This is a genomic window from Paraburkholderia sp. HP33-1 (assembly GCF_021390595.1).
GTDB lineage: Bacteria > Pseudomonadota > Gammaproteobacteria > Burkholderiales > Burkholderiaceae > Paraburkholderia.
This window is the reverse complement of record NZ_JAJEJR010000001.1, coordinates 2,385,985-2,411,607: the sequence shown is the minus strand read 5'-3', so window position 1 is coordinate 2,411,607 and position 25,623 is coordinate 2,385,985. Positions and strand designations below refer to the sequence as shown.

Here is a 25,623-nt window from a genome sequence, read left to right as displayed (position 1 = left end):
TCGCGTTTGTAACAACGTAAAGACTTTGAAATGCTGTGGTGCGGCAACAATCCGGGCATCGATAATGCGTGTTCGTTAGCCCGGCAAATTTTCTGACAGTTTGTCAACGTAGGTGCCGCATGCGCGTTTACTCGCACATGCACAGACGCTGATCCACTGGTCTGGGCTCTTTATCGAAGCGATCCATCGCAGGATTTCTCAAAAGAATCAGGCCCGCGCCGGCATCTCCGGCCAGACTGCCCTGGCGAGCAAGCGAGTCGCTTTTTCCAAACGCGGTACTTTTGCCTGATTTTTTACTAGGAGTTCGTCAATATGCGAATCGCTCAAATCGCTCCGTTGCACGAGGCGGTTCCTCCCAAGCTGTATGGTGGTACGGAACGCGTAGTGTCCTATCTGACCGAGGCGCTGGTCGAGCAGGGCCACGACGTCACGCTGTTTGCAAGCGGCGATTCGCAAACTTCGGCGAAGCTCGAAGCTTTCTGGCCGCAGGCGCTGCGCCTCGACCCGACGATCCGCGACGTGATGGCGCCGCACATGCTGCTGCTCGAAGAAGTGCGCCGCCGCGCGGACGAATTCGACGTGCTGCATTTCCACATCGACTACTACCCGTTCTCGCTGTTCGCGCGTCAGCCGGTGCCGTTCGTGACGACCATGCACGGCCGTCTCGATCTGCCGGAACTGCAGCCGATCTTCAACACGTTCAACGACGTGCCGGTCGTGTCGATCTCGGACAACCAGCGCATTCCGCTTGCCCAGGCAAACTGGCAGCAAACCGTCTATCACGGTCTGCCGGAAGACGTGCTCAAGCCGATTCCTAACGTCGAGCCTGGCTACCTCGCATTCCTGGGCCGCGTCTCGCCGGAGAAGGGGCTCGACAGGGCGATTCGCATCGCCGGGCAGGCAGGCATGAAGCTCAAAGTCGCCGCCAAGATCGACAAGGCCGACCGTGCCTACTACGAAGAAGTCATCAAGCCGCTGATGTCGTTGCCGCACGTCGAGTACATCGGCGAAATCGGCGAAGCTGAAAAGCGCGAATTTCTCGGCAATGCGCAGGCACTGGTGTTCCCGATCGACTGGCCCGAGCCCTTCGGTCTGGTGATGATCGAAGCGATGGCGTGCGGTACGCCGGTGATCGCGTTCAATCGCGGTTCAGTGCCGGAAGTGATCGAAAACGGCGTGTCGGGCTTCGTCGTCGAAGACGAAATCAGCGCGGTCGCCGCCGTGAAGCGTCTGCACACGCTGCCGCGCGCCGGTGTGCGCAAGGCATTCGAATCGCGTTTCTCGTCGAAGGTCATGGCGAAGAACTACGTCGCCGTGTACGAAGAGTTGCTGCGTCAGAAGCACCGCAAGGTGCTGCGTGAAGTCAACGCAAGCTGATTGGCGGTTGATTCGTCACAGCTGATGCGCAGTAAGTAAAACGCTTGCAGCAAGGAAACCCATTGCGCGTTTCCTTTGCTATTCTCAACGCCCCGCCGGCACCTTGCCGGCGGGGCGTTGTTGCATGCGCGCCGCGCTTTTCGTCGGCGCGCATCCGAAAATACGGGATTCCGCGCGGCGCGATCGAGCCAGTCTCGGTAATATCCCTATAATGGCCGTGCCGCAAAATGGGCGGCGCCGCCGACGACAGGAGGATGCCTTGGCGAGTAGGAAAGAGACGCGTGCGAACGCAGCGCCCGGCGCTGGAACGATTTTTACGTTACGCGCCATCGGTCTCGTGCTCGCCGTCCGCTGGTTTTTCTCGATGTCGCAGATGAGCCTGACCACCGCGCTGACCGCGATGGCGTCTTCGCCATGGGCGTGCATCAATCTCGTCTTTCTGTTCCTGCTGATATTCCAGCCGGGCGCGCGCGCCGTCGCCGAGCGTCCGTTTCATCCGCTGCCGCAATGGCTGCGTCAGGCGCTGCGCCTGTTTGCGTTCCTCGGGTTGCTGTTTGCGCTGTGGTCTGTCGGCGCGTTCGTCGCGAGCGCTGGCTGGCGTCGCGCGATGCAGACGGTCGCTGCCACCAACGGGTGGCTGCTCGCGGCGCCCGCGCTGTATGCGATCGTCGTGTGGATCTGCCGGCCGCTGCCCTTGTGGCGGACCAACGTCGCGGCACGGCGTTTCGCGATCGGCCGTTATGCGGTGTCGCTCGATCCGCTGACGCGCACCGTCGTCGTGTGGGCCGAGCGGCGCAAAGTCGGGCAATACGATGCGCGCGAATTGTCGGTGCGTTGGGCGAGCGGCCCCCAGGTGCGCTCGACGCCGGCTCCCACGCCCGCGGTCGTGTTCGGCGCGGCGGGCGAGGCCCGCGCGTCAGCGGCGCCGATGGGGTCGGTCGCGGCGCCCTCGCTTGCGCGCAGCGCGTTCGGCGTGCGTCCGAAGATCGAGTTGCTGTGGGATTCGCCCGCCGCCGCGGGTCATAACCGGCAGACCGTTTTCCGCGCCGCGCTGACGACCGAAGGCGATCGCGTCGCCGCCCGCGCGCTCGACACGACGTTGCGCCAGGTCTGACGCTGCACGTTTTGTGCTATCGACCACATCGCGTGGCCGATGCATGCATCCCGGAGCGAAGCTTCGCCGATAATGCAATCAAGGCGCCCGGCCAGCAGGCGGGCGAGTGGGACACTCATCGATCGTATCGCGTCTTTCGCAGGAGTCGCTATGCTGGTTCGCTGGTTGCTTGCCGCGCTTCATCTGCTTGCTTATGGCTTTGCGCTCGCGTCGATTCTCAGACGCACGTGGTCGCTGCGTCGCGCGTCGGTGCCCGCCGCGTTGCGTTCAGTGTTTCGTGCCGATTCACGCTGGGGCATCGCTGGGCTGGTGCTGATCGTGACCGGCCTGATGCGCGTGTTCGGCAGCTATGAGAAGGGCGCCGACTACTATCTGCACGAGCCGCTCTTTCACGTGAAGATGGGGTTGCTGGTGCTGATCCTGATCCTCGAGGTGCCCACGATGCTCGGCCTGATGCGCTGGCGTGCGTCGATCCGCAGCGGCGCGGCGCCGAATCTGAAGAAGGCGCGCTCCTACGCCCATTTCAACGTGATCCAGACCGTGCTGATGGTTCTGTTGGTGTTTGCCGCGGCGGGCATGGCGCGCGGCATCGGGCTGCCCGCCGGCGCGGTTTAGCGCGACGAGCCTTCTACTGCTGTGGACATGTGGCGCGAGGCGTGGCGCCGCTCGACGCCGCGGCGAGAGCATCCCTTCGTCGCGCTAGCCGACCAGCAAGCCCGAATCATCGACCCGGTCAGCCTTGAAGTCCGCTGGCTCGCCGAGACCTTTGATCAACTCCAGCGCCTGACGCTCGAACAGGCGCCGGTACAGACCGTTGTCGCGTTTGATCAGCGCGTCGTGGCTGCCTTCCTCGACTACCTTGCCCTTGTCCAGCACCAGCAGCCGGTCCAGCGCACGTACCGTCGATAGCCGATGCGCGACCACCAGCGTCGTGCGGCTCTGCATCAGTCGCTCCATCGCGCGCTGGATCAGCACTTCGCTTTCACTGTCGAGGCTCGACGTGGCTTCGTCGAGAATCAGGATCGGCGCGTCCGCGAGAAAAGCCCGCGCGATCGCGACGCGTTGACGCTCGCCGCCCGAAAGCTTGATCCCGCGTTCGCCGACCAGTGTGTCGTAGCCGTTCGGCAGCGCGGCGATGAAATCGTGCGCGCTCGCGAGCCGCGCGGCCCGCTCGATGTCGGCACGGCTCGCGCCGGGCCGTCCATACGCGATGTTCTCGGCGAGCGAGCGGTGAAACAGCACCGGCTCCTGCTGAACGATCGCGATCTGACTGCGCAGCGACGCCTGCTGGACCTGCGCAATATCCTGACCGTCAATCGTGATCCGGCCGCCCGAAATGTCGTGAAGGCGCTGAATCAGCTTGATGAAGGTCGTCTTGCCCGAGCCCGAATGGCCGACCAGCCCGACGCGCTCGCCCGGCGCGATGCGCACCGAGAAGTCGTCGTAGAGCGGCCGGCTGTGTGCGCCATAGTGAAACGACACGTGCTCGAAGCGGATCTCGCCGTTGCGGATCGAGATAGGGCCGGCGCCGGGCCGGTCCTCGATGCCGAGCGGCTGGCTTTCGAGCGACACCAGTTCCTCCATGTCATTGACGGAGCGCTGCAGGTTGCGGATGTGCATGCCGATGTCACGCAGATAGCCTTGCAGCATGAAAAACATCGTCAGCGCGAACGTGATGTCGCCGACGCTCGCTTCGCCGCGTGCCCACAGCAGCAACGCCACGCCGAGAATCGCGGCCTGGATCGCGGCCAGCATGCCGCCCTGAAGGCCGCCGTTGAGCGTCCCGCGCACCCATGTGCGGCGCGTGCGCTGCCGCCATTTGCCGATCACGTGCGCGAGGCGTGCTTCCTCGCGCGCTTCCGCGCCGAACGCCTTGACGACGCCGTTGCAGCTGACCGCGTCGGCGAGAGCGCCGCCCATGCGCGTGTCCCACGCATTCGCGAGACGCGCGGACGGCGCGACGAAGCCGAGCGACACCGTCACGGTCACGCCGATGTAGAGCGCCGAGCCGATGCCGACGACGAGGCCCATCATCGGCCAGCGCCAGCCGAGCAGCGCGGTCGCGCCGAACAGCATCACGAGCGACGGCAGCAGCGCGATCAGCAGCGTGTCGTTCAGCAGATCGAGCGCCCACATGCCGCGCGTAATCTTGCGCACGGTCGAGCCGGCGAAGCTGTTCGCGTGCCAGTCAGTCGAAAAGCGCTGCACGCGATGAAACGCGCGCGCGGCAATCTCGCTCATCATCTTCAGCGTGAAACGGATGATGTTGAAGTAGACGCCTTGGCGCAACAGCGTTGCGCTCAGGCCGAGCGCGGCGAGCACGCCGAAGGCCTCGAGCGCGTGATGCCGGACTGGCGCCGACGAAGCCGGGCCGGCCGCGATCGCGTCGACGAGGCGTCCGGCGAAGACCGGCGTCAAGATGTCCGAGCCCGCCGTGAGCAGCGCGAGCGCCGCAATTACGACGATGCGCCACGGCTGTTGCGTCCAGTGACGGAAGGTGAAGCTGAGGACATCCTTGAAGGCTTGTCCGCGAAAGTCGAGTTTTCTGTTGGCCATTTACTTTCGACCCGGCGTCGCGCGAGCGCGCCGAGGTTCCAGTCAGAAGCGAAAAGGGCAGACAGCCAGCGGATGCCGGAATGCGCAAGGGAAACGCGCGGGAAAAAACGACGGCAGACAACGGCAACGGAACAACGGACTGTCTGGAATTAATGCGGCGCGCCTGTCGAGGTGGCTGCGCATCGGCGAAGACTGTGCGGCTTTTAAGGTCGCATCGGTCGTGTCGGATGGGCCGACGGTCGCGAGACCATGCGAGGGAGCGCGCGATGCACTGTGAACATGTGGCGCCTCCCTGTGATGGTTCAAGATGGACAAACCGGACGGAGCCGGACCGGGCGAATGCCCGAGTGCTGAATATATCAGCCGTGCGCGGCGCTCGCCAACATACGGAACGACGTGGTTCTGCCGCCAGCTTTGCTCAGAGTGACATCCGCGATGTATTGCCGGCAAATAGAAAAAGGGCTTACGCATTGCTGTGTAAGCCCTTTTGTCTTCGGTGATCGACACACCAAGAATCTGGTGGGTAGTACTGGGATCGAACCAGTGACCCCTGCCGTGTGAAGGCAGTGCTCTACCGCTGAGCTAACCACCCGAAGAGATTGAGATTATGTCAGGGAAATTCGGGTTCGTCCAGTCTTTTTTAAGTAGTTTGCTCATCGGCGGCCGGAGCGGGTTCAAGACGCCAGACGCTCGCGCCTTTGACGGCCTTGTCGAGACCATCGAGCACGGCTTCGTGCGCGGCGCTCTCGTCGTCGCTCGCGGCGATCACGACCAGCTCCAGCGAGTCGAGCGCGACGCGCGGCGCATGCGTATCGGCGCCGGCTTGCGCTTCACCGAGCATGTCGATGACGAGACTTTCCTGGCCACGAGTCATCGCCAGATAGACTTCGGCGAGCAGTTCCGAGTCGAGCAGCGCGCCGTGCAACGTGCGGTGCGCGTTGCTGATGCCGAAGCGGTCGCACAGCGCATCGAGCGAATTGCGCTTGCCTGGGAACATCTGCTTGGCTTGCGCGAGTGTGTCGATGATCTCGCCGCAATGCTTGCTCACCGGCGGTAGGCCGAGCAGCGCGAACTCGGCATCGAGAAAGCCGATGTCGAACGGCGCGTTGTGGATGATCAGATCCGCGCCCTGGATGAAGTCGCGGAACTGGTCGATGATCTCGGCGAACTTCGGCTTGTCGCTCAAAAATTCCGTGGTCAGGCCGTGCACTGCGAGCGCGCCCGGATCGCTGTCGCGCTCCGGGTTGATATAGAAGTGCAGGTTGTTGCCTGTCAGCCGGCGGTTCACCAGCTCGACGCAACCGAGTTCGAGAATCCGGTCTCCGCCACGGGGGTTCAGGCCGGTAGTTTCGGTATCGAGGATCAGTTGACGCATGTCGGATTAGCCTGCTTCAAAAAAATTGCAGAAAAAAGCGGGGAGGGCGGTGCGTGTCGTTGCCGACGCGCGCAGCCTCTTTACATCTCAGCGAGCGACGCCACGCCGCGATTGGCCAGCTGATCGGCGCGCTCGTTTTCCGGATGTCCGTTGTGTCCGCGCACCCAGCGCCATTCAATCTCGTGTTGCGCGACGAGCGCATCGAGCCGCTTCCACAGATCGGCGTTCTTGACGGGCTGCTTCGCCGCGGTGATCCAGCCTTTCTTCTTCCAGCCGTGAATCCACTCGCTAATGCCTTTTTGAACGTACTGCGAGTCGGTGTGCACGATCGCCTTGCACGGGCGCTTCAACGCCTCGAGCGCGGAAATCACGCCCATCAGCTCCATGCGATTGTTGGTCGTGTTGGCTTCGCCGCCGAACAGTTCTTTTTCCTGGCTGCCGAAGCGCAGCAGCGCGCCCCAGCCGCCGGGGCCGGGATTGCCCTTGCAGGCGCCGTCGGTATAGATATCGATGTGATCAGGAGTCATTCGGTGTGGTTACGTGTGTTCGGGGTGGCGGCGGGCGCGAGGCCTGTCGCAAGGACGGGCTTTTTCACTTTGAGCGGCCCGACGAGGTGCATGCCGCGCACGCGCTTGATTGCCTTGATCATGTAGGTTGCGCCGAAAATCGGCCACCAGCGGTCACCGGCTGCTTCCATGAAGCCGTAGCGCGCGAGCCATTGATCGCTCGCGAGCGGCGGACGATAGCAGCCGAAACGCCCGCGTTCAAGGTCGAAGCCGAGCAGCTTGATCCAGTCCTTCAGGCGCGTGAACGCGATCAGGTCGATGGCGGCAGGGACGAAGGGGTGGCCTGCCATCTTGCCGACCGACTGCCGCATGCCCCACAGCGACAATGAGTTGAAGCCGAGAATGATCAGCTGGCCTTCGGGCACCAGCACGCGTTCGGCTTCACGCAGCAGCCGGTGGGGGTCGCTGGTGAATTCGAGCGTGTGCGGCATCACGAGCAGGTCGACGCTTTGGGCTTCGAACGGCAGATCGAGCAGGTCGCACCAGACCGCGCTGCGCCCGCCCGGTGCGTGTAGACCGGAGGCATCCGGCGCCGCATTGCCGGGATTGTCGCCGCCGACATTGCCGACGCCGCTCGTGCCACTCACACCGCCGCGACGCGCCGCCCGCGGATACGTGTACGGCGCGCTCGCGCCGCTCGCCGCGTCGAGCACGAGGCCGCGACACGGCATGCGGTTCTCGCGCAGCGCGTCGAGCTGCGGCAGGCCGAGTTGCAGCGCATGATAGCCGAACACGTCCGACACCACGCGATCGAGCTGGGTTTGCTCCCAGTCGAGCACGTAGCGGCCAGGCGGTGATTCGGTCCAGGCGGGCCAGTCTATAATCGCTCGGTCAGTCATATAAAAAATGCGTCGCCTATGAATGCGCTCGAGTACGTACCGGTCCCGGCGTTTGAAGACAATTACATCTGGGTCATTGCCGACGGACACCACGCGGTCGTCGTCGATCCGGGCGAAGCCGCCCCTGTGCGCGCCTGTCTGGCCCAACGAGGTTGGCGGCTGAGCGCTATTTTACTCACGCACCACCATCAAGACCACGTCGGTGGGGTGGCCGATCTGCTGAACGTCCAGGACGTGCCGGTCTACGGCCCTGCCGGCGAGGCGATCGCGCACCTGACGCATCGTCTCAAAGGCGGCGATCACGTGACGATCGCGGCACCCTCGCTCGAATTCAGCGTGCTCGAGGTGCCTGGCCACACGAGCGGACACATCGCTTATTTCCAGGCGGCCGATTCGCGCGGCACGCCGCACGTGTTTTGCGGCGACACGCTGTTCGCGTGCGGCTGCGGGCGCCTATTCGAAGGCACGCCGCAACAGATGCTGACCTCGCTCGATGCGCTCGCCGCGCTGCCCGGCGCGACCGAGGTGCATTGTGCCCACGAGTACACACTGTCGAATATCCGCTTCGCGCTCGCCTGCGAGCCGCACAACGCCGAACTGCAGGCGTGGCGCGACAAGGCGAACGAGCTGCGCGCCCGCCATCAGCCGACGCTGCCGACCACGATCGCGCACGAGCGCGCGGTGAATCCGTTCCTGCGCGCCGGGGAGCCGACGGTCCAGTCGAACCTCGAAACCCAATTGCACGAAACCGTGTCTGATCGGCTAACTGCCTTCACATTGATGCGCGAATGGAAGAACCGCTTCCGTTGATCCGGAGCGCATTTGGACGTTCTTCGCGCGATGAATCGGAAAAATTCGCCAAGCCCCAGATTTGGTTGATTTTTTTCTCAATTTTCCAATTGACGGAAACGTTGACGTTTCGTACTATCGGCTGCAAATTCCAGCCCTTGTGGAAGCCGAGACGTTCATGCGATTCATCTTAAGTGCGTTCTTGGTCCTGACACTCGCCGCCTGCGCGAGTCAGGGACCAATGACGAATAACGCCAATAACCCTGCCAGCCAGCAAGCCGTAGCCGACGCCCTTCGCAAGAACGCCACTGCCAAAGAAACCATCAATGTCGACCAGGGCTCCGTCAATCAGTTGACGAGCCAGGACGCCGATCTGTGGGGCCGCATTCGCCGTGGTTTCCAGATGCCGGATCTGCAGAGCGACCTCGTCGACATGCAGCTCAACTGGTATCTGCAACGTCCCGATTACGTGCAGCGCATGACCGAGCGCTCACAAAAATACCTGTATCACATCGTCGAAGAGCTCGAGGCGCGCCATATGCCGACCGAGCTCGCGCTCCTGCCGTTCATCGAGTCGGCGTATAGCCCGCAGGCGTTGTCGGTCGCCAAGGCGGCCGGTATGTGGCAGTTCATGCCGGGCACAGGCCGCACCTACAACCTGAAGCAGAACATGTGGCAGGACGAGCGCCGCGACGTGCTCGCGTCGACCAGTGCCGCGCTCGACTATCTATCGAACCTGCACGACATGTTCGGCGACTGGCAGCTCGCGCTCGCCGCGTATAACTGGGGCGAGGGCAACGTGCAGCGCGCGATCGCGCGCAACGAGGCAGCGGGTCTGCCAACCGATTACATGAGCCTGCGTCTGCCGAGCGAAACGCGCAACTATGTGCCGAAGCTGCAGGCGGTCAAAAACATCGTGACGAACCCGCAGATGTACGGGCTCTCGCTGCCGTCGATTCCGAACCACCCATATTTCGTGACGGTGACGACCTCGCACGACATCGACGTCGACGTCGCCGCGCGGCTCGCCAATATGTCGACGGACGAGTTCCGTTCACTGAATCCGTCGTTCAGGAAGCCGGTGATTCTCGGCGCGACGCAGCCGCAGATCCTGTTGCCGTTCGACAACGCGTCCGCGTTCGAACGCAACCTGAAAACTTACTCGGGCTCGCTGTCGTCGTGGACCACCTACACGGTCGACGAGCGCGCGACGCCGGCGGCGATCGCGCAGAAAATCGGCGTCGACGCTGGCACGCTGATGGAAGTGAACAAGATTCCCGTCGGCATGCGCCTCAAACCGGGCTCGACGATCGTCGTGCCGCGCGGCTCGGACGACGACGAGGACATCAGCGCCGACGTCGCCGAAAGCGGCGTGCTCGCCATGGAGCCCGACGTCCCCGATACGCGCAAGATGCTGATCCGCGTGCGCCGCAATCAGTCGATGGCCGCGATCGCGGTGCGCTACGGCGTTTCGGTCGGTCAGCTGAAGGCGTGGAACAGGACGCATCGCGATCAGGTTTCGCGCGGCCAGGTGATCGTGCTGCACGTGCCGGTCGGCAAGCCGGTGCCGAGCGAGCCGGGTCCGGAAAAGATCGCCACCGACGTGCAGGGCGCCAGTGTGCAGAAGATTGGCGTCCGTGTCGCAGACACGCACAGCGATTCGCGCTACGATAAAAAGAAGGGGCACGGCCGCTCTGCCATCGTCAAGGTGTCTGAGCCGGGCGGCAAGGGCAAGGTTGAGAAAGTGTCGGCCCCTGGGCCCGACAAGGCGTCGAAGGCTGCGGCAGAGAGCCGCCCGAAGACCGTGGCCAACGCGAAGAAGAAGAGTAAATAGACCAATAGCGGCTCCCACGGTAGTGACCACATGCGTTGCGGGGGCAGCGCATGGATTGCGCTCCGATCACGCACCGTGTTCATCAAACGCCGTCACCTTCGGGTGGCGGCGTTTTTCATTGTGCTGACGATTCCTGCGGGTTTGTCGCATTTACTTTATCGTTCGTGCTTTGACCGCGTCGGCCGTTGGGTGCCGTTTTGTCCCGATTCGGCCGAACCTCAGGTCACGTTTTGAGACTACTTCCAGGCTGACTTCCTGATCTATGTCGTCGACCCAACTGCGCGTCTTTCTGCTGTTTTCCGCCGGCTACTTCGTCTCCTACGTGTTTCGCGGCGTCAATCTCGGTTTCGCGCCGTTCATCACGCGCGATCTCGGTTTGTCCGCTGCCGATCTGGGTGTGCTGACGAGCCTGTATTTCCTCGGCTTCGCGGGCGCGCAGATTCCTGCCGGCGTATTGCTCGATCACTTTGGCGCGCGTCGCGTGACGGCCGGCACGCTGCTCTTTGCCGCGCTCGGCATCTGGGTGTTCGGCGCCGCGCACAGTCTCGGCGTGATGATGGTCGGACGGCTGCTGATCGGCGTCGGCGTGTCCGTGTGTCTCGGCGCCGCGTTCAAGGCGCTCGCGCAGCATTTTCCGACGGCGCGTCTGCCGCTGATGAACGGGCTCGTGATGGCGATCGGTGGCTTCGGCGGCGTGATGGTCGGTTCGCCGCTCACGTGGGTGCTCGGTTTTTCAAGTTGGCGCGCGGTCTGTGTGGGGCTCGGCGTGCTCACGGTGCTGGTCGCGCTCGCGCAATGGACGCTCGCGCCGGACGCTCGCGAAACGCATCGCCAGGCGAGCCTCGTCGCGCAGTTCAAAGGGACGTGGCACATTCTGCGCAGCGCGGCGTTCTGGAAGATCGCGTCGTTTTCGGTCGTGACCCAAGGCGTTTTCTACGCGATGCAGTCGTTGTGGGTCGGATCATGGCTGCGCGACGTGCAGGGCTTCGAGCCGCGTCAGGCGGCGGCGCTCGTGTCGATTCTCGGCTTCGCGATGATGGCCGGCTGCGTCGTTTTCGGCGCGGCGGCGCGCAGCCTCGAGCGACGCGGCATCTCGCTCTATGCGTTTTGCGGCATCGGCATGGCGCTGTACGTGCTGACCCAGTTGCTGATCATGTTCAAGGCACCGCTGCCGGCGAGCCTGCTGTGGGCTGCCTACGGAATCTTCGGCGGCACCGGCATTCTCAGCTACGCGGTGATGGCGCGGCATTTCCCGCCGCAGATGATCGGCCGGGTCAACACGACGCTGACGCTGATCATCTTTCTGCTGATCTTCGGTTTTCAGATCGGCGTCGGCGCGGTGCTGTCGCGCTGGCCGGCGAGTGCTGGCCACTATCCGGCGGTCGCGCATCTGACTGCGTGGGAGGTTCTGGTTGCGCTGCAAGTGCTGAGCGCGATCTGGTACGCGTTGCCGGGCCGCCAGCTCTCCCGCTCGGCCGAGATTCGTGCCGAGCAGGAGGCCTGAGGGCGCACGCGGCAGGCCTTGCATCTGAGCGGGTGGTCACCGCTGTTCCGTCCCCGCCAACATTGCTTTGTCGCGCTGCCCTGAGTTCGCGTCCTATCTCAGATTTGGAGGGAAGGGCCGATTCAGGCTATAATTTGAAGGTTTGAGCTTATCAACCCGCACCCTAGCGCCTACCTCCCCCATACCGTTCATCCGCCGCGCGCCATTGGCGTAGCAAGAAGGGCCCCGCACCCAGCCGAGTCGTCCAGAAAATGGACCCATCGCGCCCCTTGCAGCGTCACCGGCAGCTCGCGAGCGAGTCTGCGCGCGCATCCAGGATGTGTTTCGCTGCGGCTCGAAATCGGATAGACAGGTGGCAACAGGGTGTTCCCCCAAGGAGTCTCCCGTGTTGCCGTCATTTTCTCCAGCTCTACTCGCGCTCGCCGACGGCACGGTCTTTCGTGGTTATTCGATCGGCGCCCCCGGGCATACCATCGGTGAAGTCGTGTTCAACACCGCCATCACCGGCTATCAGGAAATCCTGACTGACCCGAGCTACGCGCGCCAGATCGTGACCCTCACGTACCCGCATATCGGCAACGTCGGCGTGAACGCCGAAGACGTCGAAGCGACGAAAGTCCATGCCGCTGGCCTGATCATCCGTGATCTGCCGGTTCTCGCGTCGAACTTCCGCATGGAGCGCACGCTCCCGCAATACCTGCAGGATGAAGGCGTGGTCGCCATCGCCGGCATCGACACTCGCAAGCTGACCCGCGTGCTGCGCGACAAGGGCGCGCAAAACGGCGCGATCCTCGCCGGTTCGGACGACGAAGCCAAGGCCATCGAGCTGGCGCGCTCGTTCCCGGGCCTCGCAGGCATGGACCTCGCGAAGGTCGTGTCGACGAAGGAAACCTACGAGTGGACCCGAACCGAATGGCGTCTGGGTACCGGCTACGGCGAGCAGAACGCGCCGAAATACCGCGTGGTCGCATTCGACTACGGCGTCAAGCAGAACATCCTGCGCATGCTTGCCGAGCGGGGCTGCCACGTCACCGTGCTGCCGGCGCAGTCGAGCGCCGCTGACGCGCTCGCGCTCAACCCGGACGGCGTGTTCCTGTCGAACGGCCCGGGCGACCCGGAACCGTGTGACTACGCGATCGCGGCGACGAAGGCGTTCATCGAGCGCGGCATTCCGACCTTCGGCATTTGCCTCGGCCACCAGATCATGGGCCTCGCGGTCGGCGCGAAGACGATGAAGATGAAGACCGGCCACCACGGCGCGAACCACCCGGTCAAGGATCTCGAAGACGGTCGCGTGGTAATCACGTCGCAGAACCACGGTTTCGCGGTCGATGCCGACGCGCTGCCCGCCAACGCGCGCGTGACCCATGTGTCGCTGTTCGACGGCACGCTGCAGGGCTTCGCGCTGACCGACAAGCCGGCGTTCTGCTTCCAGGGCCACCCGGAAGCCTCGCCCGGTCCGAACGACGTCGCGTACCTGTTCGATCGCTTCACCGCGTTGATGGACGCGCACAAGAACGGCAAGAGCGCAGCGGCTTGAAGCAGTAATGGCCGGCCGCAGAAGCCAGCCGGAAACGGCTCGCGGCGGCCGCGGCGGCCCGCAGCACTACGCGGCGGGCGTGCCGCGAAACAGCGCGCGCAACGTGAAAACGGCGCGCGCCGACGGAAAGAATTCAGGAATACATTAGCGAGAGCGTTATGCCCAAGCGGACAGACATCAAGAGCATCCTCATCATCGGCGCGGGTCCGATCATCATCGGCCAGGCGTGCGAGTTCGATTATTCGGGCGCGCAGGCATGCAAGGCGCTGCGTGAGGAAGGCTACAAGGTCATTCTCGTCAACAGCAATCCGGCGACGATCATGACCGACCCGAACACGGCCGACGTGACCTATATCGAGCCGATCACGTGGGAAGTGGTTGAGCGCATCATCGCGAAGGAGCGCCCGGACGCGATCCTGCCGACGATGGGCGGCCAGACCGCGCTGAACTGCGCGCTCGACCTGCACGCGCATGGCGTGCTGGCGAAGTACGACGTCGAGCTGATCGGCGCATCGCCGGAAGCGATCGACAAGGCGGAAGACCGCCAGAAGTTCAAGGACGCGATGACGAAGATCGGCCTCGGTTCGGCCAAGTCGGGCACCGCGCATTCGATGGAAGAAGCGCTGCAGGTGCAGGCGAAGATCGCCGCGGAAACCGGTAGCGGCGGCTATCCGGTCGTGATTCGTCCGTCGTTCACGTTGGGCGGCTCGGGCGGCGGCATCGCGTACAACCGCGACGAGTTCGAAGAGATCTGCAAGCGCGGTCTCGACCTGTCGCCGACGCGCGAACTGCTGATCGAAGAGTCGCTGCTCGGCTGGAAAGAGTACGAAATGGAAGTGGTCCGCGACAAGGCGGACAACTGCATCATCGTCTGCTCGATCGAAAACCTCGACCCGATGGGCATCCACACCGGCGATTCGATCACGGTCGCGCCGGCACAAACGCTGACCGACAAGGAATACCAGATCCTGCGTAATGCGTCGCTTGCGGTGCTGCGCGAGATCGGCGTCGACACGGGTGGCTCGAACGTGCAGTTCTCGATCAATCCGAAAGACGGCCGGATGATCGTGATCGAAATGAACCCGCGCGTGTCGCGTTCGTCGGCGCTGGCCTCGAAGGCCACCGGCTTCCCGATCGCGAAGGTCGCGGCGAAGCTCGCGGTCGGCTATACGCTCGATGAACTCAGGAACGAAATCACCGGCGGCCAGACCCCGGCGTCGTTCGAACCGACGATCGACTACGTCGTCACGAAGATCCCGCGTTTCGCGTTCGAGAAATTCCGCGAAGCCGATTCGCGCCTGACGACGCAGATGAAGTCGGTCGGTGAAGTGATGGCGATCGGCCGCACGTTCCAGGAGTCGTTCCAGAAAGCGCTGCGCGGCCTCGAAGTCGGCGTCGATGGTCTCGACGAAAAGACCGCCAACCGCGACGAGATCATCCGCGAGATCGGCGAAGCCGGTCCGGATCGCATCTGGTACGTGGGCGACGCGTTCCGCGTCGGCATGAGCGCGCAGGAAATCTTCGAAGAGACCGCGATCGATCCGTGGTTCCTTGCGCAGATCGAGCAGATCGTGCTGAAGGAAAAGGCGCTGGCCGGCCGCACGCTCGCGAGCCTCACGAAGGAAGAGTTGAAGTATCTGAAGCAGAGCGGCTTCTCGGATCGTCGTCTTGCGAAGCTGCTCGGCGCGAAGCCGGCGGATGTGCGCGCACGCCGTATCGAGCTGAACGTGCGTCCGGTGTACAAGCGCGTCGATACCTGCGCGGCCGAGTTCGCGACGAAGACCGCTTACATGTACTCGACCTACGAGGAAGAGTGCGAAGCGAATCCGACCAGCAACAAGAAGATCATGGTGTTGGGCGGCGGTCCGAACCGGATCGGTCAGGGTATCGAGTTCGACTACTGCTGCGTGCACGCCGCGCTCGCGATGCGCGAGGACGGCTATGAAACGATCATGGTCAACTGCAATCCGGAAACCGTGTCGACCGACTATGACACGTCCGATCGTCTGTACTTCGAATCGCTGACGCTCGAAGACGTGCTCGAAATCGTCGACAAGGAAAAGCCGGTCGGCGTGATCGTGCAGTACGGCGGCCAGACGCCGTTGAAGCTTGCGCTCGATCTCGAGGCGAACGGCGTGCCGATCATCGGTACATCACCGGACATGATCGACGCGGCCGAAGACCGCGAGCGTTTCCAGAAGCTGTTGCAGAACCTCGGCCTGCGCCAACCGCCGAACCGCACCGCGCGCGCCGAAGACGAAGCGCTGAAGCTCGCCGACGAAATCGGCTATCCGCTCGTTGTGCGTCCGTCGTACGTGCTGGGCGGCCGCGCGATGGAAATCGTCCACGAGCCGCGTGATCTCGAGCGCTATATGCGCGAGGCGGTGAAGGTGTCGAACGACTCGCCGGTGCTGCTCGACCGCTTCCTGAACGACGCAATCGAATGCGACGTGGATTGCATTTCGGATGGCGAAGCCGTGTTTATCGGCGGGGTGATGGAGCACATCGAACAGGCGGGCGTGCACTCGGGCGACTCGGCCTGCTCGCTGCCGCCGTATTCGTTGTCGAAGGCGACCGTTGCCGAACTCAAGCGCCAGACCGCCGCGATGGCGAAGGCGCTGAACGTGGTCGGGCTGATGAACGTGCAGTTCGCGATCCAGCAGGTGCCGCAGGCTGACGGCTCGAAGGACGACATCATCTACGTGCTCGAAGTGAACCCGCGCGCGTCGCGCACGGTGCCATACGTGTCGAAGGCGACCAGCCTGCCGCTCGCGAAGATCGCGGCGCGCGCGATGGTCGGTCAGAAGCTCGCCGCGCAAGGCGTGACGAAGGAAGTCGAGCCGCCGTACTTCAGCGTGAAGGAAGCGGTGTTCCCGTTCGTCAAGTTCCCGGCGGTCGACCCGGTGCTCGGACCTGAAATGCGTTCGACCGGCGAAGTGATGGGCGTCGGGCAGACGTTCGGCGAGGCGTTGTTCAAGTCGCAGCTTGCAGCGGGTTCGCGTTTGCCCGAATCGGGCACGGTGCTCCTGACGGTCATGGACGCCGACAAGCCGAAGGCGGTCGAAGTCGCGCGCATGCTGCACGAGCTCGGCTATCCGATTGTCGCGACAAAGGGCACGGCTGCCGCGATCGAAGCGGCCGGCGTGCCGGTCAAGGTCGTCAACAAGGTGAAGGACGGCCGTCCGCATATCGTCGACATGATCAAGAATGGCGAGATCGCGCTGGTCTTCACGACCGTCGACGAAACGCGCGCGGCGATCGCTGATTCGCGTTCGATCCGCATGAGCGCGCAGGCGAACAAGGTCACCTACTACACGACGATGTCGGGTGCACGCGCGGCGGTGGAGGGTCTTCGCTATCTGAAGAACCTGGAAGTCTATGATTTACAAGGACTCCATGCTCGCCTAAACTAAGGCTTCGAGTACCTGTCCAAGATGTAAGTGCCGCGGTTAAGCGGCGTTCCGCAGGTGCTGCGGCCCGGGTCTGTCAACGGGCAGCGGCTTTCGCGGAATGCACTTAACCGCGGTGATTTTTTTTATGGCCGTTTTTTGCCTCCAGAGTTGTTTATGAGCACTATTCCATTGACGAAGCGCGGCGCAGACATGCTGCGCGATGAATTGCAGCGCCTGAAATCGGTTGAACGTCCGGCCGTGATCAACTCGATCGCGGAAGCGCGCGCCCAGGGCGATCTGTCGGAAAACGCGGAATACGACGCTGCGAAGGAAAAGCAGGGCTTTATCGAAGGCCGTATTGCCGAAATCGAATCGAAGCTTGCCGGCGCGCAGGTGATCGACCCTTCGCAAGTCGAAGCGGACGGTCGCGTGGTGTTCGGCGCGACGCTCGAGCTCGAAGACCTCGAATCGGGTGCGTCGGTCAAGTACCAGATCGTCGGTGACGATGAAGCGGACATCGATCACGGCCTGATCTCGATCAGCTCGCCGATCGCGCGTGCGCTGATCGGCAAGTCGGAAGGCGACGTCGCATCGGTGCAGGCGCCGGGCGGCGTACGCGAATACGAAATCATCGCGGTCAGCTACGTCTGAGGATGGGGCCGGTGTCTCTGATGCCGCATCGTTTATTCCGCCTCTTGACGGCGGTGTGGGTCGGTAGTCTGCTGACTATCGGCTATGCGGTGGCGCCCGTGCTGTTCACGACGCTCGACCGGATGACGGCGGGTTCCGTCGCCGCACAGCTGTTTCGTATCCAGGGTGTGATTGGTGTCGTGTGCGGCATTTTGCTAATCGGTCTCGCCAACCTGCTCGTGCGGCGCGGTAGTGGCGCGTATCGCCGCTTGCGCTGGCTGCTCGCCGGCATGCTCGTATGCGTGCTGGTCGGATATTTCGCGTTGCAGCCGTTCATGAACGCAATGCGCGCGGCCGCGCTCGAAGCGGGCAGCGACGTTGGGCATTCCGTTTATGCGACCCGATTCGGCATCCTGCACGGCGTGTCAAGTCTGTTCTATCTGATCGAAAGCCTGCTGGGTATTGCGCTCGTGTGGTTGCTGCCGGCGCGTGTCGGCGTGGCGGCTGAGGAAGAGGTCGCGCGCAGCGACGTGGGAAAGGTGACGGGCTGAGGCTCGCGGGTGGCCGATGGTGTTACGCGGCGCGATTGCCGCTGGTTGTTGCCGATGCCTGTGAGGAGCGTCGCGTTGCGGCGAATCGTCCGAATCCCGCGGCCAACTGCGGCTCATTCTCGGGGTGATTCGAGCCTTTCGCTCACGGTCGTCGATGGGTGGTGCGGATCCGGTCCGCACCCTGGCCGCGTCTTCGCTTACTTCGACGACTGATGCGAGCGCTTCGCGCTGGTTTGACGCTTCTTCGCGCGCTTGATGTTGCCACCCTGCGTCACGCGTTCATTGCCGCGCACCAGCACCGCCTTGGCTCGCGGCTTGCGCAGCGGCACATCGGTCGGCTTCACGACCTTGACGACGCGCGGTGCGCGCCCCTTGGCCGGCCGGGTTTCTTCGGCCGCCGCTTCGCGGGCGCTCGGCAAGGCGCCACGCTTCGACTTCGCAGCCGGCTGTGCCGATTCGGGCTTCCAGATCACGAGCAGCTTGCCGATATGCTGGATCGGCGCGGCGTTCAGGGTGTCGCAGATTTCTTCGTAGATGGCGACGCGTTCCTCGCGCTCGTCACCGAACACGCGGATCTTGATCAATTGGTGCGCGGCGAGGTGCACCTTGATTTCAGCGACCACAGCGTCGGTCAAGCCTTCGGCGCCGACGAGCACGACCGGTTTGAGCGCATGTGCCTGGGAGCGCAACTCGGCGCGTTGGTCGGGAGAGACTTTGAGGGCTGGCATGGAAAGTGGAAGACTCGACTAAAATAGCGGCTCCTGCGTTTTTCGTCCGAGCGATTCGGGCGGCTTGATTCGGCAGGGCGCGCGTCAGAACAACAGAGTCGCGGATGGCCGCCAGTCTGGCGGGGCCGCGCGAATTAACCGCGTATTATCCCCTAAAGCGCGACCCGACGCAGCAACAGTTCAATCTTTAATGGCAAAAAACAAGTTCAATACCGCGTGGCTGCATGACCACATCAACGACCCGTACGTCAAAATGGCCCAACGGGAGGGTTATCGTGCCCGTGCGGCCTACAAGCTCAAGGAAATCGACGAGCAGGACAAGCTGATCCGTCCGGGGCAGGTGATCGTCGATCTGGGTTCCTCGCCGGGCAGCTGGAGCCAGTACGCGCGCAACAAGCTCGCGAGCGGCGCGCAGCGCAATGCGGAGCGCGAAGGCGGTATCGACGGCACGATCATCGCGCTCGACATCCTGCCGATGGAGCCAGTGGCCGACGTGCACTTCATCCAGGGCGATTTCCGCGAAGACTCGGTGCTGGTTCAGCTCGAAGAATTGGTCGGTGCGCGCCAGGTAGACCTTGTAATTTCGGATATGGCACCCAACCTGTCCGGCGTGGCGATCGCGGATGCGGCGCGGATCGAGCATTTATGCGATCTCGCGCTCGAATTCTCGCAAAATCACCTGAAACCGGATGGCGCCCTTTTAGTGAAATGCTTTCACGGCAGTGGTTATAGTCAGATTGTCGAAAAGTTCAAGCGCCAGTTCAAGGTGGTGGGAGCCCGCAAGCCGAAGGCGTCGCGGGATAAATCGTCAGAAACATTTATTTTGGGTAAGCATCTTAAGCGTCCCGCATAGGGGCGCGGAGAGACAGTTCCACCTCTGCCAATAATGAGCCCGACGCGCCGGAGGCCGGCGACAAGCCGGCCCGCTACCCTATTTCCACGGTAGTGAAACGTTATGGCAGGGGTCTGCGGACTGGATTAGAATGCTTTCGTGGTGCCGCAAGGCAAATGTAGGCGCCCGTCTAAGTGAAGGAGTGGTGCTTTGAACAACAATATGTTTTCGAAAGCAGCAGTGTGGCTGGTGATCGCACTGGTGCTGTTTACGGTGTTCAAGCAGTTCGACAAGCCCCGTGTTCAGGAAGGCGTTTCCTATTCGCAGTTCATGGACGACGCGAAGAACGGCAAAGTCAAGAACGTCATTGTCCAGGGGCGGAACCTCACGGTCACTCCAGCAGACGGCCAGAAGTACCAGATCGTGTCGCCCGGCGACATCTGGATGGTCGGCGATCTGATGAAGTATGGCGTACAGGTGAGCGGCAAGGCTGACGACGAACCCAATGCACTGATGTCCGTGCTGTATTACCTCGGACCGACGATCCTGATCATCGGTTTCTGGTTCTACATGATGCGACAGATGCAGGGGGGCGGCAAAGGCGGGGCCTTCTCGTTTGGCAAGTCGCGTGCGCGACTGATTGACGAGAACAACAACGCAATCAATTTCACCGACGTTGCCGGTTGCGACGAAGCCAAGGAAGAAGTGTCGGAGCTCGTCGACTTTCTGCGCGATCCGCAGAAATTCCAGAAGCTCGGTGGTCGGATTCCTCGCGGCGTGCTGCTCGTTGGCCCGCCGGGAACCGGCAAGACGCTGCTTGCCCGTGCTATCGCCGGCGAGGCGAAGGTGCCGTTCTTCAGCATTTCTGGGTCGGACTTCGTGGAAATGTTCGTCGGTGTCGGCGCGGCTCGCGTGCGCGACATGTTCGAACAGGCCAAGAAGCACGCACCGTGTATCGTGTTCATTGACGAAATCGATGCGGTCGGTCGTCATCGCGGCGCCGGCATGGGCGGCGGTAACGACGAGCGCGAACAGACGCTGAACCAGATGCTCGTCGAAATGGACGGTTTCGAGGCAAATTCGGGCGTCATCGTGATCGCCGCGACGAACCGTTCGGACGTGCTCGACAAGGCGCTGCTGCGTCCCGGTCGTTTCGACCGTCAGGTGTATGTCGGTCTGCCCGATATCCGCGGCCGCGAGCACATCATGAAGGTGCACCTGCGCAAGGTGCCGATCTCGAACGACGTCGATGCGGCAGTGATCGCGCGCGGCACGCCGGGTTTCTCGGGCGCCGATCTCGCGAACCTCGTCAACGAAGCAGCACTATTCGCGGCGCGCCGCGGCAAGCGCATCGTCGAAATGACGGACTTCGAGGATGCGAAGGACAAGATCTTCATGGGTCCGGAGCGCAAGTCGGCCGTGATCCGCGAAGAATCGAAGCGTGCTACGGCGTATCACGAATCGGGTCACGCGGTGATCGCGAAGCTGCTGCCGAAGGCCGATCCGGTGCACAAGGTCACCATCATTCCGCGCGGCCGTGCGCTGGGCGTCACGTGGCAGTTGCCGGAGCATGACAACGAAACGTACTCGAAGGACTACCTGCTCGATCGTCTCGCCATCCTGTTCGGTGGCCGTGTCGCGGAAGAGCTGTTCCTGAACCTGATCAGCACGGGCGCGTCGGACGACTTCAACAAGGCGACGCAGACGGCTCGCGCGATGGTCGCCCGCTTCGGCATGACGGACGCGCTCGGACCGATGGTCTATGTCGACGACGAGAACGACGCTTCGCCGTTCGGTCGCGGCTTTACCCGGACCATTTCGGAGGCGACGCAGCAGAAGGTCGACGCGGAAATCCGCCGTGTGCTGGACGAGCAGTACAATCTCGCGCGGCGCCTGCTCGAAGAGAACCGCGACAAGGTCGAAGCGATGACCGCCGCGCTGATGGAATGGGAGACGATCGACGCCGATCAGATCAACGACATCATGGCAGGTCGGCCGCCGCGCTCGCCGAAGAGCTCGCCGCCGTCGGCAAGCGACGCCTCTTCGGGCGGCAGCCCCGGCACCGAAGTCAAGCCGGGCAGCGCAACGGCGCCGGCCTGATCGGTAATCAGTAGAAAGTGCGGGCCGGTGTGCTACACACCGGCCCGTTTTGCATTCATCCGTTCCAAGTGAAGCACTGCTACGTGTCGAAAGTCGATTCTTCTTCCTTTCCCTTTCCAGAGCCGCTGCAATGCGGCCGCTTCAAGCTGACGTTTGAACGCCCGTTGGTCATGGGCATCCTGAACGTCACACCCGATTCCTTCTCCGATGGCGGCAAGTTCGCGATGCGCGGCGATGCGCTGCGCCAGGCTGAGCGCATGATGCTGGAGGGCGCGGACATCATCGATATCGGCGGCGAATCGACGCGTCCTGGCGCGCCGCCGGTGCCGCTCGACGAAGAGCTGGAGCGCGTGCTACCGCTCGTCGAGCAACTGCGCGGCGCGAACGTGCCGTTGTCGGTCGATACGTACAAGCCGGAAGTGATGCGTCAAGCGTTGAACGCGGGCGCCGACATGATCAACGACGTCTGGGGCTTCCGCTTGCCCGGCGCCATCGACGCGGTGCGCGACAGCGACTGCGGCCTTTGCGTGATGCATATGCTCGGTGAGCCGCGGACCATGCAGCGCGGCGAGCCGCACTATGACGACGTGGTCAGCGACGTCCGCCACTTCCTGGAAGAGCGTGTCGCGACGTTGCAACAGGCGGGGATTGCGCGGGAGCGCATCAGTGTCGATCCGGGTTTCGGCTTCGGCAAGACCGTCGTCGAGCACAACTACGCGCTGCTCGCGCAACTGCGGGACACGGCGCCGCGCGCCGCGTCGCCGTATCCGATTCTTGCGGGCATGTCGCGCAAGTCGATGCTGGGAGCGGTGACGGGGCGGCACACGGCAGAGCGCCTGGCCGGCAGCATCGCCGCGGCGGTGTGCGCGGCCGAGCGGGGCGCCGCGATCCTGCGTGTACACGACGTCGCACCAACCGTCGATGCATTAAAAGTATGGGCAACCCTGCGCGACGCGGCCAATGCGAGCCGCGCGCACGGTTGAGCCCACAGCCACATACAGGGAGATCAAACATGGCACGTCGTTACTTCGGAACGGACGGCATTCGAGGTAAGGTCGGCGAAGCGCCGATCACGCCGGAATTCGTGTTGCGGCTTGGCTACGCTGCCGGCAAGGTGCTGGCGGGCGCTGATCAATGGGCGAAAACGGGCACTCGCCCGACGGTGCTGATCGGCAAGGACACGCGGGTCTCCGGCTACATGCTCGAAGCCGCGCTCGAATCGGGCTTTTCGGCAGCCGGCGTCGATGTGATGCTGGCCGGTCCGATGCCGACGCCCGGCATTGCCTATCTGACGCGCGCGCTGCGGCTTGCCGCGGGCGTCGTGATCAGTGCATCGCACAACCCGTACTACGACAACGGCATCAAGTTCTTCTCGGCCGACGGCAACAAGCTGCCGGACGACGTTGAAGCGCAGATCGAGGAGCAACTCGAGCTGCCGCTCGCGTGCGCGCCCTCCGAGCGACTGGGCAAGGCACGCCGTCTCGATGACGCGGCCGGCCGCTACATCGAGTTCTGCAAGAGCACGTTCCCGGCCGCGTACGACCTGCGCGGCATGAAGCTCGTCGTCGATTGCGCGCATGGTGCCGCGTATGACGTCGCGCCGCATGTGTTCCATGAACTCGGCGCTGAAGTGATCCCGATCGGCGTCGCGCCGAACGGCTTCAACATCAACGACGGCGTCGGCGCGACTGCGCCGGATGCGCTGGTCCGCGCGGTGCGCGCGAACCACGCGGACCTCGGTATCGCGCTCGATGGCGACGCCGACCGTCTGCAGGTCGTTGACGCGTCCGGCCGCCTGTTCAACGGGGACGAGCTGTTGTACGTGCTGGTCAAGGATCGTATCGCGACCGCCGGCCACGTGGAAGGAGCGGTCGGCACGTTGATGACCAACATGGCCGTGGAAGTCGCGCTGCAGCGTACCGGCGTGAAGTTCGTGCGCGCCGCGGTCGGCGATCGCTATGTACTCGAACAGCTTCGCGAGCACGGCTGGCAGCTCGGCGCGGAAGGCTCGGGCCACATTCTGTCGCTGGATCGCCATTCGACTGGCGACGGCATCGTGTCCGCGCTGCTCGTGCTGGCGGCGATGCAGCGCAGCGGCAAGTCGCTCGCGGATCTGCTCGACGGCGTCACGCTGTTCCCGCAGAAGCTGATCAACGTGCGCATGAAGCCCGGCGCGGACTGGAAGGGCAGCGAGACGATCCGCCGGGCGATCAAGGTGGCCGAAGGCGCGCTTGACGGCCGCGGTCGCGTGCTGATCCGCGCGTCGGGCACCGAGCCAGTACTGCGCGTGATGGTCGAGGCGCAGAACGTCGCGGACGCGGTTCAGCATTCAGAAGCGATTGCCGATGCGGTGCGCGAAGCGACGACCTGATCGATACACGGGGCAGGCGGCGGGCGGTGGCGACCGCCGCCTGCCCGGTCGTCGCAATCAGGGTTGGCTCAGCGGTCCCGCGAACCGCATGGCCGACCTTCACCCTCAAACGAACACGCGTTCTCCACCCGCCAAAAGATCGGCATATCCCGCGCAAAAACCACCCTCGACGCTGAGCGCAAACGTTCACGCCCCATCTTTTTCGCCTACCTTAGAGGAGGCGATGCAAAGTGCATTGTCACGGCAGCAATTCGTCGGCTCCGACACCTTTCACCCAGTAATATTAGTGTCACATGTGTTTCACGGTTAGTCACGTTTTTGTCATAAAGAGACCCTAAGCTTCGCGGTGTTCAAGTTTCACGCTCACACCACACGCTCACACTGCCTTGGAGGTCTCATGAAATTGATGCAAACCGTGTTCGCTGGCGTCGCTGGCGCGCTCTTCGCAATCGCAGCGCAAGCCGCAGACATCACGGGCGCGGGCAGCACGTTCGCAGCACCGATCTACACGAAGTGGGCTGACGCTTATCAGAAGTCCGGCGGCGGCAAGGTTAACTATCAGGGCATCGGTTCGTCGGGCGGCGTGAAGCAGATCGTCGCGAAGACCGTCGATTTCGCCGGTTCGGACGCTCCGCTGAAGGACGACGAACTCGCGAAGGATGGCCTGTTCCAGTTCCCGACGGTGGTCGGCGGCGTGGTGCCGGCAGTCAACGTGCCGGGCGTGAAGCCGGGCGAACTGGTGCTGTCGGGTGAAGTGCTCGGCGACATCTACCTCGGCAAGATCAAGAAGTGGAATGACCCAGCAATCGCCGCGCTGAACCCGAAGGCCAAGCTGCCGGATCTGGACATCGCCGTGGTGCGCCGCGCTGACGGTTCGGGCACCAGCTTCATCTGGACGAACTACCTGTCGAAGGTCAATCCGGAGTGGAAGGCGAAGGTCGGTGAAGGTTCGACGGTCAACTGGCCGACCGGCACGGGCGGCAAGGGCAACGACGGCGTCGCGGCATTCGTGCAGCGCCTGCCGGGTTCGATCGGCTATGTGGAATGGGCGTACGCGAAGCAGAACCACATGAACTACGTCGCGATGAAGAATGAAGCCGGCGCAGTGGTTCAGCCGCAGACCGAAACGTTCAAGGCAGCGGCTGCTGGCGCTGACTGGTCGAAGTCGTTCTACCAGATCCTGACGAACGAGCCGGGCAAGAACGCATGGCCGATCGTCGGCGCGACGTTCGTGCTGCTGCACACGACGCAGGACAAGGCGCCGCAAGGCACGGAAACGCTGAAGTTCTTCGACTGGGCGTTCAAGAACGGCGGTCAGGCTGCGAACGAGCTGGACTACATCTCGCTGCCGGAATCGGTCGTTTCGGAAATCCGCACGCAGTGGAAGCAGAAGGTGAAGGATTCGGCAGGCAAGTCGCTCGCCGAGTAACAGGCACAAGCGCGTTGATAGCGCGGGCGCGGTCGATCGCCGCGCCCTGCAGTACCCCGGCCGTCCTCGCATGAGGACGGCCGATGGCTTTAACGC

At 63.3% G+C, this 25,623-nt stretch carries 20 protein-coding genes and 1 tRNA gene; 15 read left to right on the top strand and 6 right to left on the bottom strand.

All coding sequences use genetic code 11. The annotated features are described in order from the left end of the window. Positions 1 to 312 precede the first annotated feature (312 nt). From L0U81_RS10910 to L0U81_RS10900, 3 genes are all read left to right on the top strand, one after another. A complete protein-coding gene (locus L0U81_RS10910) occupies positions 313 to 1,377 on the top strand; it encodes a glycosyltransferase family 4 protein (protein ID WP_233802527.1) in 1,065 nt (354 codons plus the stop codon). Positions 1,378 to 1,636: 259 nt separating this feature from the next. Then, the gene (locus L0U81_RS10905) at positions 1,637 to 2,491 is read left to right on the top strand and encodes a hypothetical protein (protein ID WP_233802526.1); all 855 of its coding nucleotides are present in this window, start codon (positions 1,637 to 1,639) and stop codon (positions 2,489 to 2,491) included. Positions 2,492 to 2,641: 150 nt separating this feature from the next. Beyond that, entirely contained in the window at positions 2,642 to 3,106 is a 465-nt protein-coding gene (locus L0U81_RS10900; protein ID WP_233802524.1) for a DUF2214 family protein, read from the top strand. An 84-nt stretch (positions 3,107 to 3,190) separates the two neighbouring features. Here L0U81_RS10900 and L0U81_RS10895 read toward each other — a convergent pair whose 3' ends face one another. The 5 genes from L0U81_RS10895 to L0U81_RS10875 all read right to left on the bottom strand — a co-directional run bounded on the left by L0U81_RS10895 (position 3,191) and on the right by L0U81_RS10875 (position 7,827). Continuing rightward, the gene (locus tag L0U81_RS10895) at positions 3,191 to 5,047 is read right to left on the bottom strand and encodes an ABC transporter ATP-binding protein (RefSeq protein WP_233802522.1); all 1,857 of its coding nucleotides are present in this window, start codon (positions 5,045 to 5,047) and stop codon (positions 3,191 to 3,193) included. Positions 5,048 to 5,564: 517 nt separating this feature from the next. Beyond that, positions 5,565 to 5,639, bottom strand: a tRNA-Val gene (locus tag L0U81_RS10890). A 48-nt stretch (positions 5,640 to 5,687) separates the two neighbouring features. Further along, positions 5,688 to 6,422 (bottom strand): DNA polymerase III subunit epsilon, encoded by a 735-nt coding sequence (dnaQ, locus tag L0U81_RS10885; protein ID WP_233802520.1) that lies wholly within the window; start codon positions 6,420 to 6,422, stop codon positions 5,688 to 5,690. Between the two features lie 80 nt (positions 6,423 to 6,502). Next, positions 6,503 to 6,949, bottom strand: a complete 447-nt coding sequence (gene rnhA / locus L0U81_RS10880) for a ribonuclease HI (protein WP_062127769.1) — start codon at positions 6,947 to 6,949, stop codon at positions 6,503 to 6,505. After that, entirely contained in the window at positions 6,946 to 7,827 is an 882-nt protein-coding gene (locus L0U81_RS10875) for a class I SAM-dependent methyltransferase (RefSeq protein ID WP_233802518.1), read from the bottom strand. Before L0U81_RS10875 ends, rnhA begins: the two co-directional genes overlap by 4 nt. 18 nt (positions 7,828 to 7,845) lie before the next feature. Here L0U81_RS10875 and gloB point away from each other — a divergent pair, with 18 nt between their 5' ends. The 7 genes from gloB to L0U81_RS10840 all read left to right on the top strand — a co-directional run bounded on the left by gloB (position 7,846) and on the right by L0U81_RS10840 (position 18,067). Further along, complete coding sequence (gloB, locus tag L0U81_RS10870) at positions 7,846 to 8,637, top strand: hydroxyacylglutathione hydrolase (protein WP_233802516.1); 792 nt, start codon at positions 7,846 to 7,848, stop codon at positions 8,635 to 8,637. A gap of 157 nt (positions 8,638 to 8,794) precedes the next feature. Beyond that, the gene (locus L0U81_RS10865) at positions 8,795 to 10,450 is read left to right on the top strand and encodes a transglycosylase SLT domain-containing protein (RefSeq protein ID WP_233802514.1); all 1,656 of its coding nucleotides are present in this window, start codon (positions 8,795 to 8,797) and stop codon (positions 10,448 to 10,450) included. A gap of 262 nt (positions 10,451 to 10,712) precedes the next feature. Beyond that, positions 10,713 to 11,954, top strand: a complete 1,242-nt coding sequence (locus tag L0U81_RS10860; RefSeq protein WP_233802512.1) for an MFS transporter — start codon at positions 10,713 to 10,715, stop codon at positions 11,952 to 11,954. A gap of 385 nt (positions 11,955 to 12,339) precedes the next feature. Beyond that, positions 12,340 to 13,494, top strand: coding sequence for a glutamine-hydrolyzing carbamoyl-phosphate synthase small subunit (carA, locus tag L0U81_RS10855; protein ID WP_233802510.1), 1,155 nt, complete (start codon positions 12,340 to 12,342; stop codon positions 13,492 to 13,494). 158 nt (positions 13,495 to 13,652) lie between these two features. Beyond that, positions 13,653 to 16,907 (top strand): carbamoyl-phosphate synthase large subunit, encoded by a 3,255-nt coding sequence (carB, locus tag L0U81_RS10850; protein WP_233802508.1) that lies wholly within the window; start codon positions 13,653 to 13,655, stop codon positions 16,905 to 16,907. Positions 16,908 to 17,060: 153 nt separating this feature from the next. Then, positions 17,061 to 17,537: a transcription elongation factor GreA gene (gene greA / locus L0U81_RS10845; protein WP_062127755.1), complete on the top strand. Its 477-nt coding sequence runs from the start codon at positions 17,061 to 17,063 to the stop codon at positions 17,535 to 17,537. 20 nt (positions 17,538 to 17,557) lie between these two features. Further along, positions 17,558 to 18,067: a DUF4149 domain-containing protein gene (locus L0U81_RS10840; RefSeq protein WP_233802506.1), complete on the top strand. Its 510-nt coding sequence runs from the start codon at positions 17,558 to 17,560 to the stop codon at positions 18,065 to 18,067. 197 nt (positions 18,068 to 18,264) lie between these two features. On the opposite strand, the gene L0U81_RS10835 is transcribed toward L0U81_RS10840, so the two are convergent. Next, entirely contained in the window at positions 18,265 to 18,795 is a 531-nt protein-coding gene (locus tag L0U81_RS10835; protein WP_233802504.1) for a YhbY family RNA-binding protein, read from the bottom strand. A gap of 190 nt (positions 18,796 to 18,985) precedes the next feature. On the opposite strand from L0U81_RS10835, the gene L0U81_RS10830 reads away from it, so the two are divergent. From L0U81_RS10830 to pstS, 5 genes are all read left to right on the top strand, one after another. Continuing rightward, on the top strand, positions 18,986 to 19,648 hold the full coding sequence (locus tag L0U81_RS10830) for an RlmE family RNA methyltransferase (RefSeq protein ID WP_233802502.1): 663 nt from the start codon (positions 18,986 to 18,988) through the stop codon (positions 19,646 to 19,648). Between the two features lie 189 nt (positions 19,649 to 19,837). After that, the gene (gene ftsH / locus L0U81_RS10825) at positions 19,838 to 21,727 is read left to right on the top strand and encodes an ATP-dependent zinc metalloprotease FtsH (protein ID WP_233802500.1); all 1,890 of its coding nucleotides are present in this window, start codon (positions 19,838 to 19,840) and stop codon (positions 21,725 to 21,727) included. An 83-nt stretch (positions 21,728 to 21,810) separates the two neighbouring features. Then, entirely contained in the window at positions 21,811 to 22,710 is a 900-nt protein-coding gene (folP, locus tag L0U81_RS10820; protein ID WP_233802498.1) for a dihydropteroate synthase, read from the top strand. A 29-nt stretch (positions 22,711 to 22,739) separates the two neighbouring features. Then, positions 22,740 to 24,098 (top strand): phosphoglucosamine mutase, encoded by a 1,359-nt coding sequence (gene glmM / locus L0U81_RS10815; RefSeq protein ID WP_233802496.1) that lies wholly within the window; start codon positions 22,740 to 22,742, stop codon positions 24,096 to 24,098. 397 nt (positions 24,099 to 24,495) lie between these two features. Continuing rightward, on the top strand, positions 24,496 to 25,527 hold the full coding sequence (gene pstS, locus L0U81_RS10810; protein WP_233802494.1) for a phosphate ABC transporter substrate-binding protein PstS: 1,032 nt from the start codon (positions 24,496 to 24,498) through the stop codon (positions 25,525 to 25,527). Positions 25,528 to 25,623: the final 96 nt, after the last annotated feature.

Excerpts from the sequence above, each read along its gene's own strand:
- L0U81_RS10910 (WP_233802527.1), top strand. The coding sequence starts at position 313 with ATGCGAATCGCTCAAATCGCTCCGTTGCACGAGGCGGTTCCTCCCAAG.
- L0U81_RS10900 (WP_233802524.1), top strand. The coding sequence starts at position 2,642 with ATGCTGGTTCGCTGGTTGCTTGCCGCGCTTCATCTGCTTGCTTATGGC.
- L0U81_RS10895 (WP_233802522.1), bottom strand. The coding sequence starts at position 5,047 with ATGGCCAACAGAAAACTCGACTTTCGCGGACAAGCCTTCAAGGATGTC.
- dnaQ (WP_233802520.1), bottom strand. The coding sequence starts at position 6,422 with ATGCGTCAACTGATCCTCGATACCGAAACTACCGGCCTGAACCCCCGT.
- rnhA (WP_062127769.1), bottom strand. The coding sequence starts at position 6,949 with ATGACTCCTGATCACATCGATATCTATACCGACGGCGCCTGCAAGGGC.
- L0U81_RS10875 (WP_233802518.1), bottom strand. The coding sequence starts at position 7,827 with ATGACTGACCGAGCGATTATAGACTGGCCCGCCTGGACCGAATCACCG.
- gloB (WP_233802516.1), top strand. The coding sequence starts at position 7,846 with ATGAATGCGCTCGAGTACGTACCGGTCCCGGCGTTTGAAGACAATTAC.
- L0U81_RS10865 (WP_233802514.1), top strand. The coding sequence starts at position 8,795 with ATGCGATTCATCTTAAGTGCGTTCTTGGTCCTGACACTCGCCGCCTGC.
- L0U81_RS10860 (WP_233802512.1), top strand. The coding sequence starts at position 10,713 with ATGTCGTCGACCCAACTGCGCGTCTTTCTGCTGTTTTCCGCCGGCTAC.
- carB (WP_233802508.1), top strand. The coding sequence starts at position 13,653 with ATGCCCAAGCGGACAGACATCAAGAGCATCCTCATCATCGGCGCGGGT.
- greA (WP_062127755.1), top strand. The coding sequence starts at position 17,061 with ATGAGCACTATTCCATTGACGAAGCGCGGCGCAGACATGCTGCGCGAT.
- L0U81_RS10840 (WP_233802506.1), top strand. The coding sequence starts at position 17,558 with ATGCCGCATCGTTTATTCCGCCTCTTGACGGCGGTGTGGGTCGGTAGT.
- L0U81_RS10835 (WP_233802504.1), bottom strand. The coding sequence starts at position 18,795 with ATGCCAGCCCTCAAAGTCTCTCCCGACCAACGCGCCGAGTTGCGCTCC.
- L0U81_RS10830 (WP_233802502.1), top strand. The coding sequence starts at position 18,986 with ATGGCAAAAAACAAGTTCAATACCGCGTGGCTGCATGACCACATCAAC.
- glmM (WP_233802496.1), top strand. The coding sequence starts at position 22,740 with ATGGCACGTCGTTACTTCGGAACGGACGGCATTCGAGGTAAGGTCGGC.
- pstS (WP_233802494.1), top strand. The coding sequence starts at position 24,496 with ATGAAATTGATGCAAACCGTGTTCGCTGGCGTCGCTGGCGCGCTCTTC.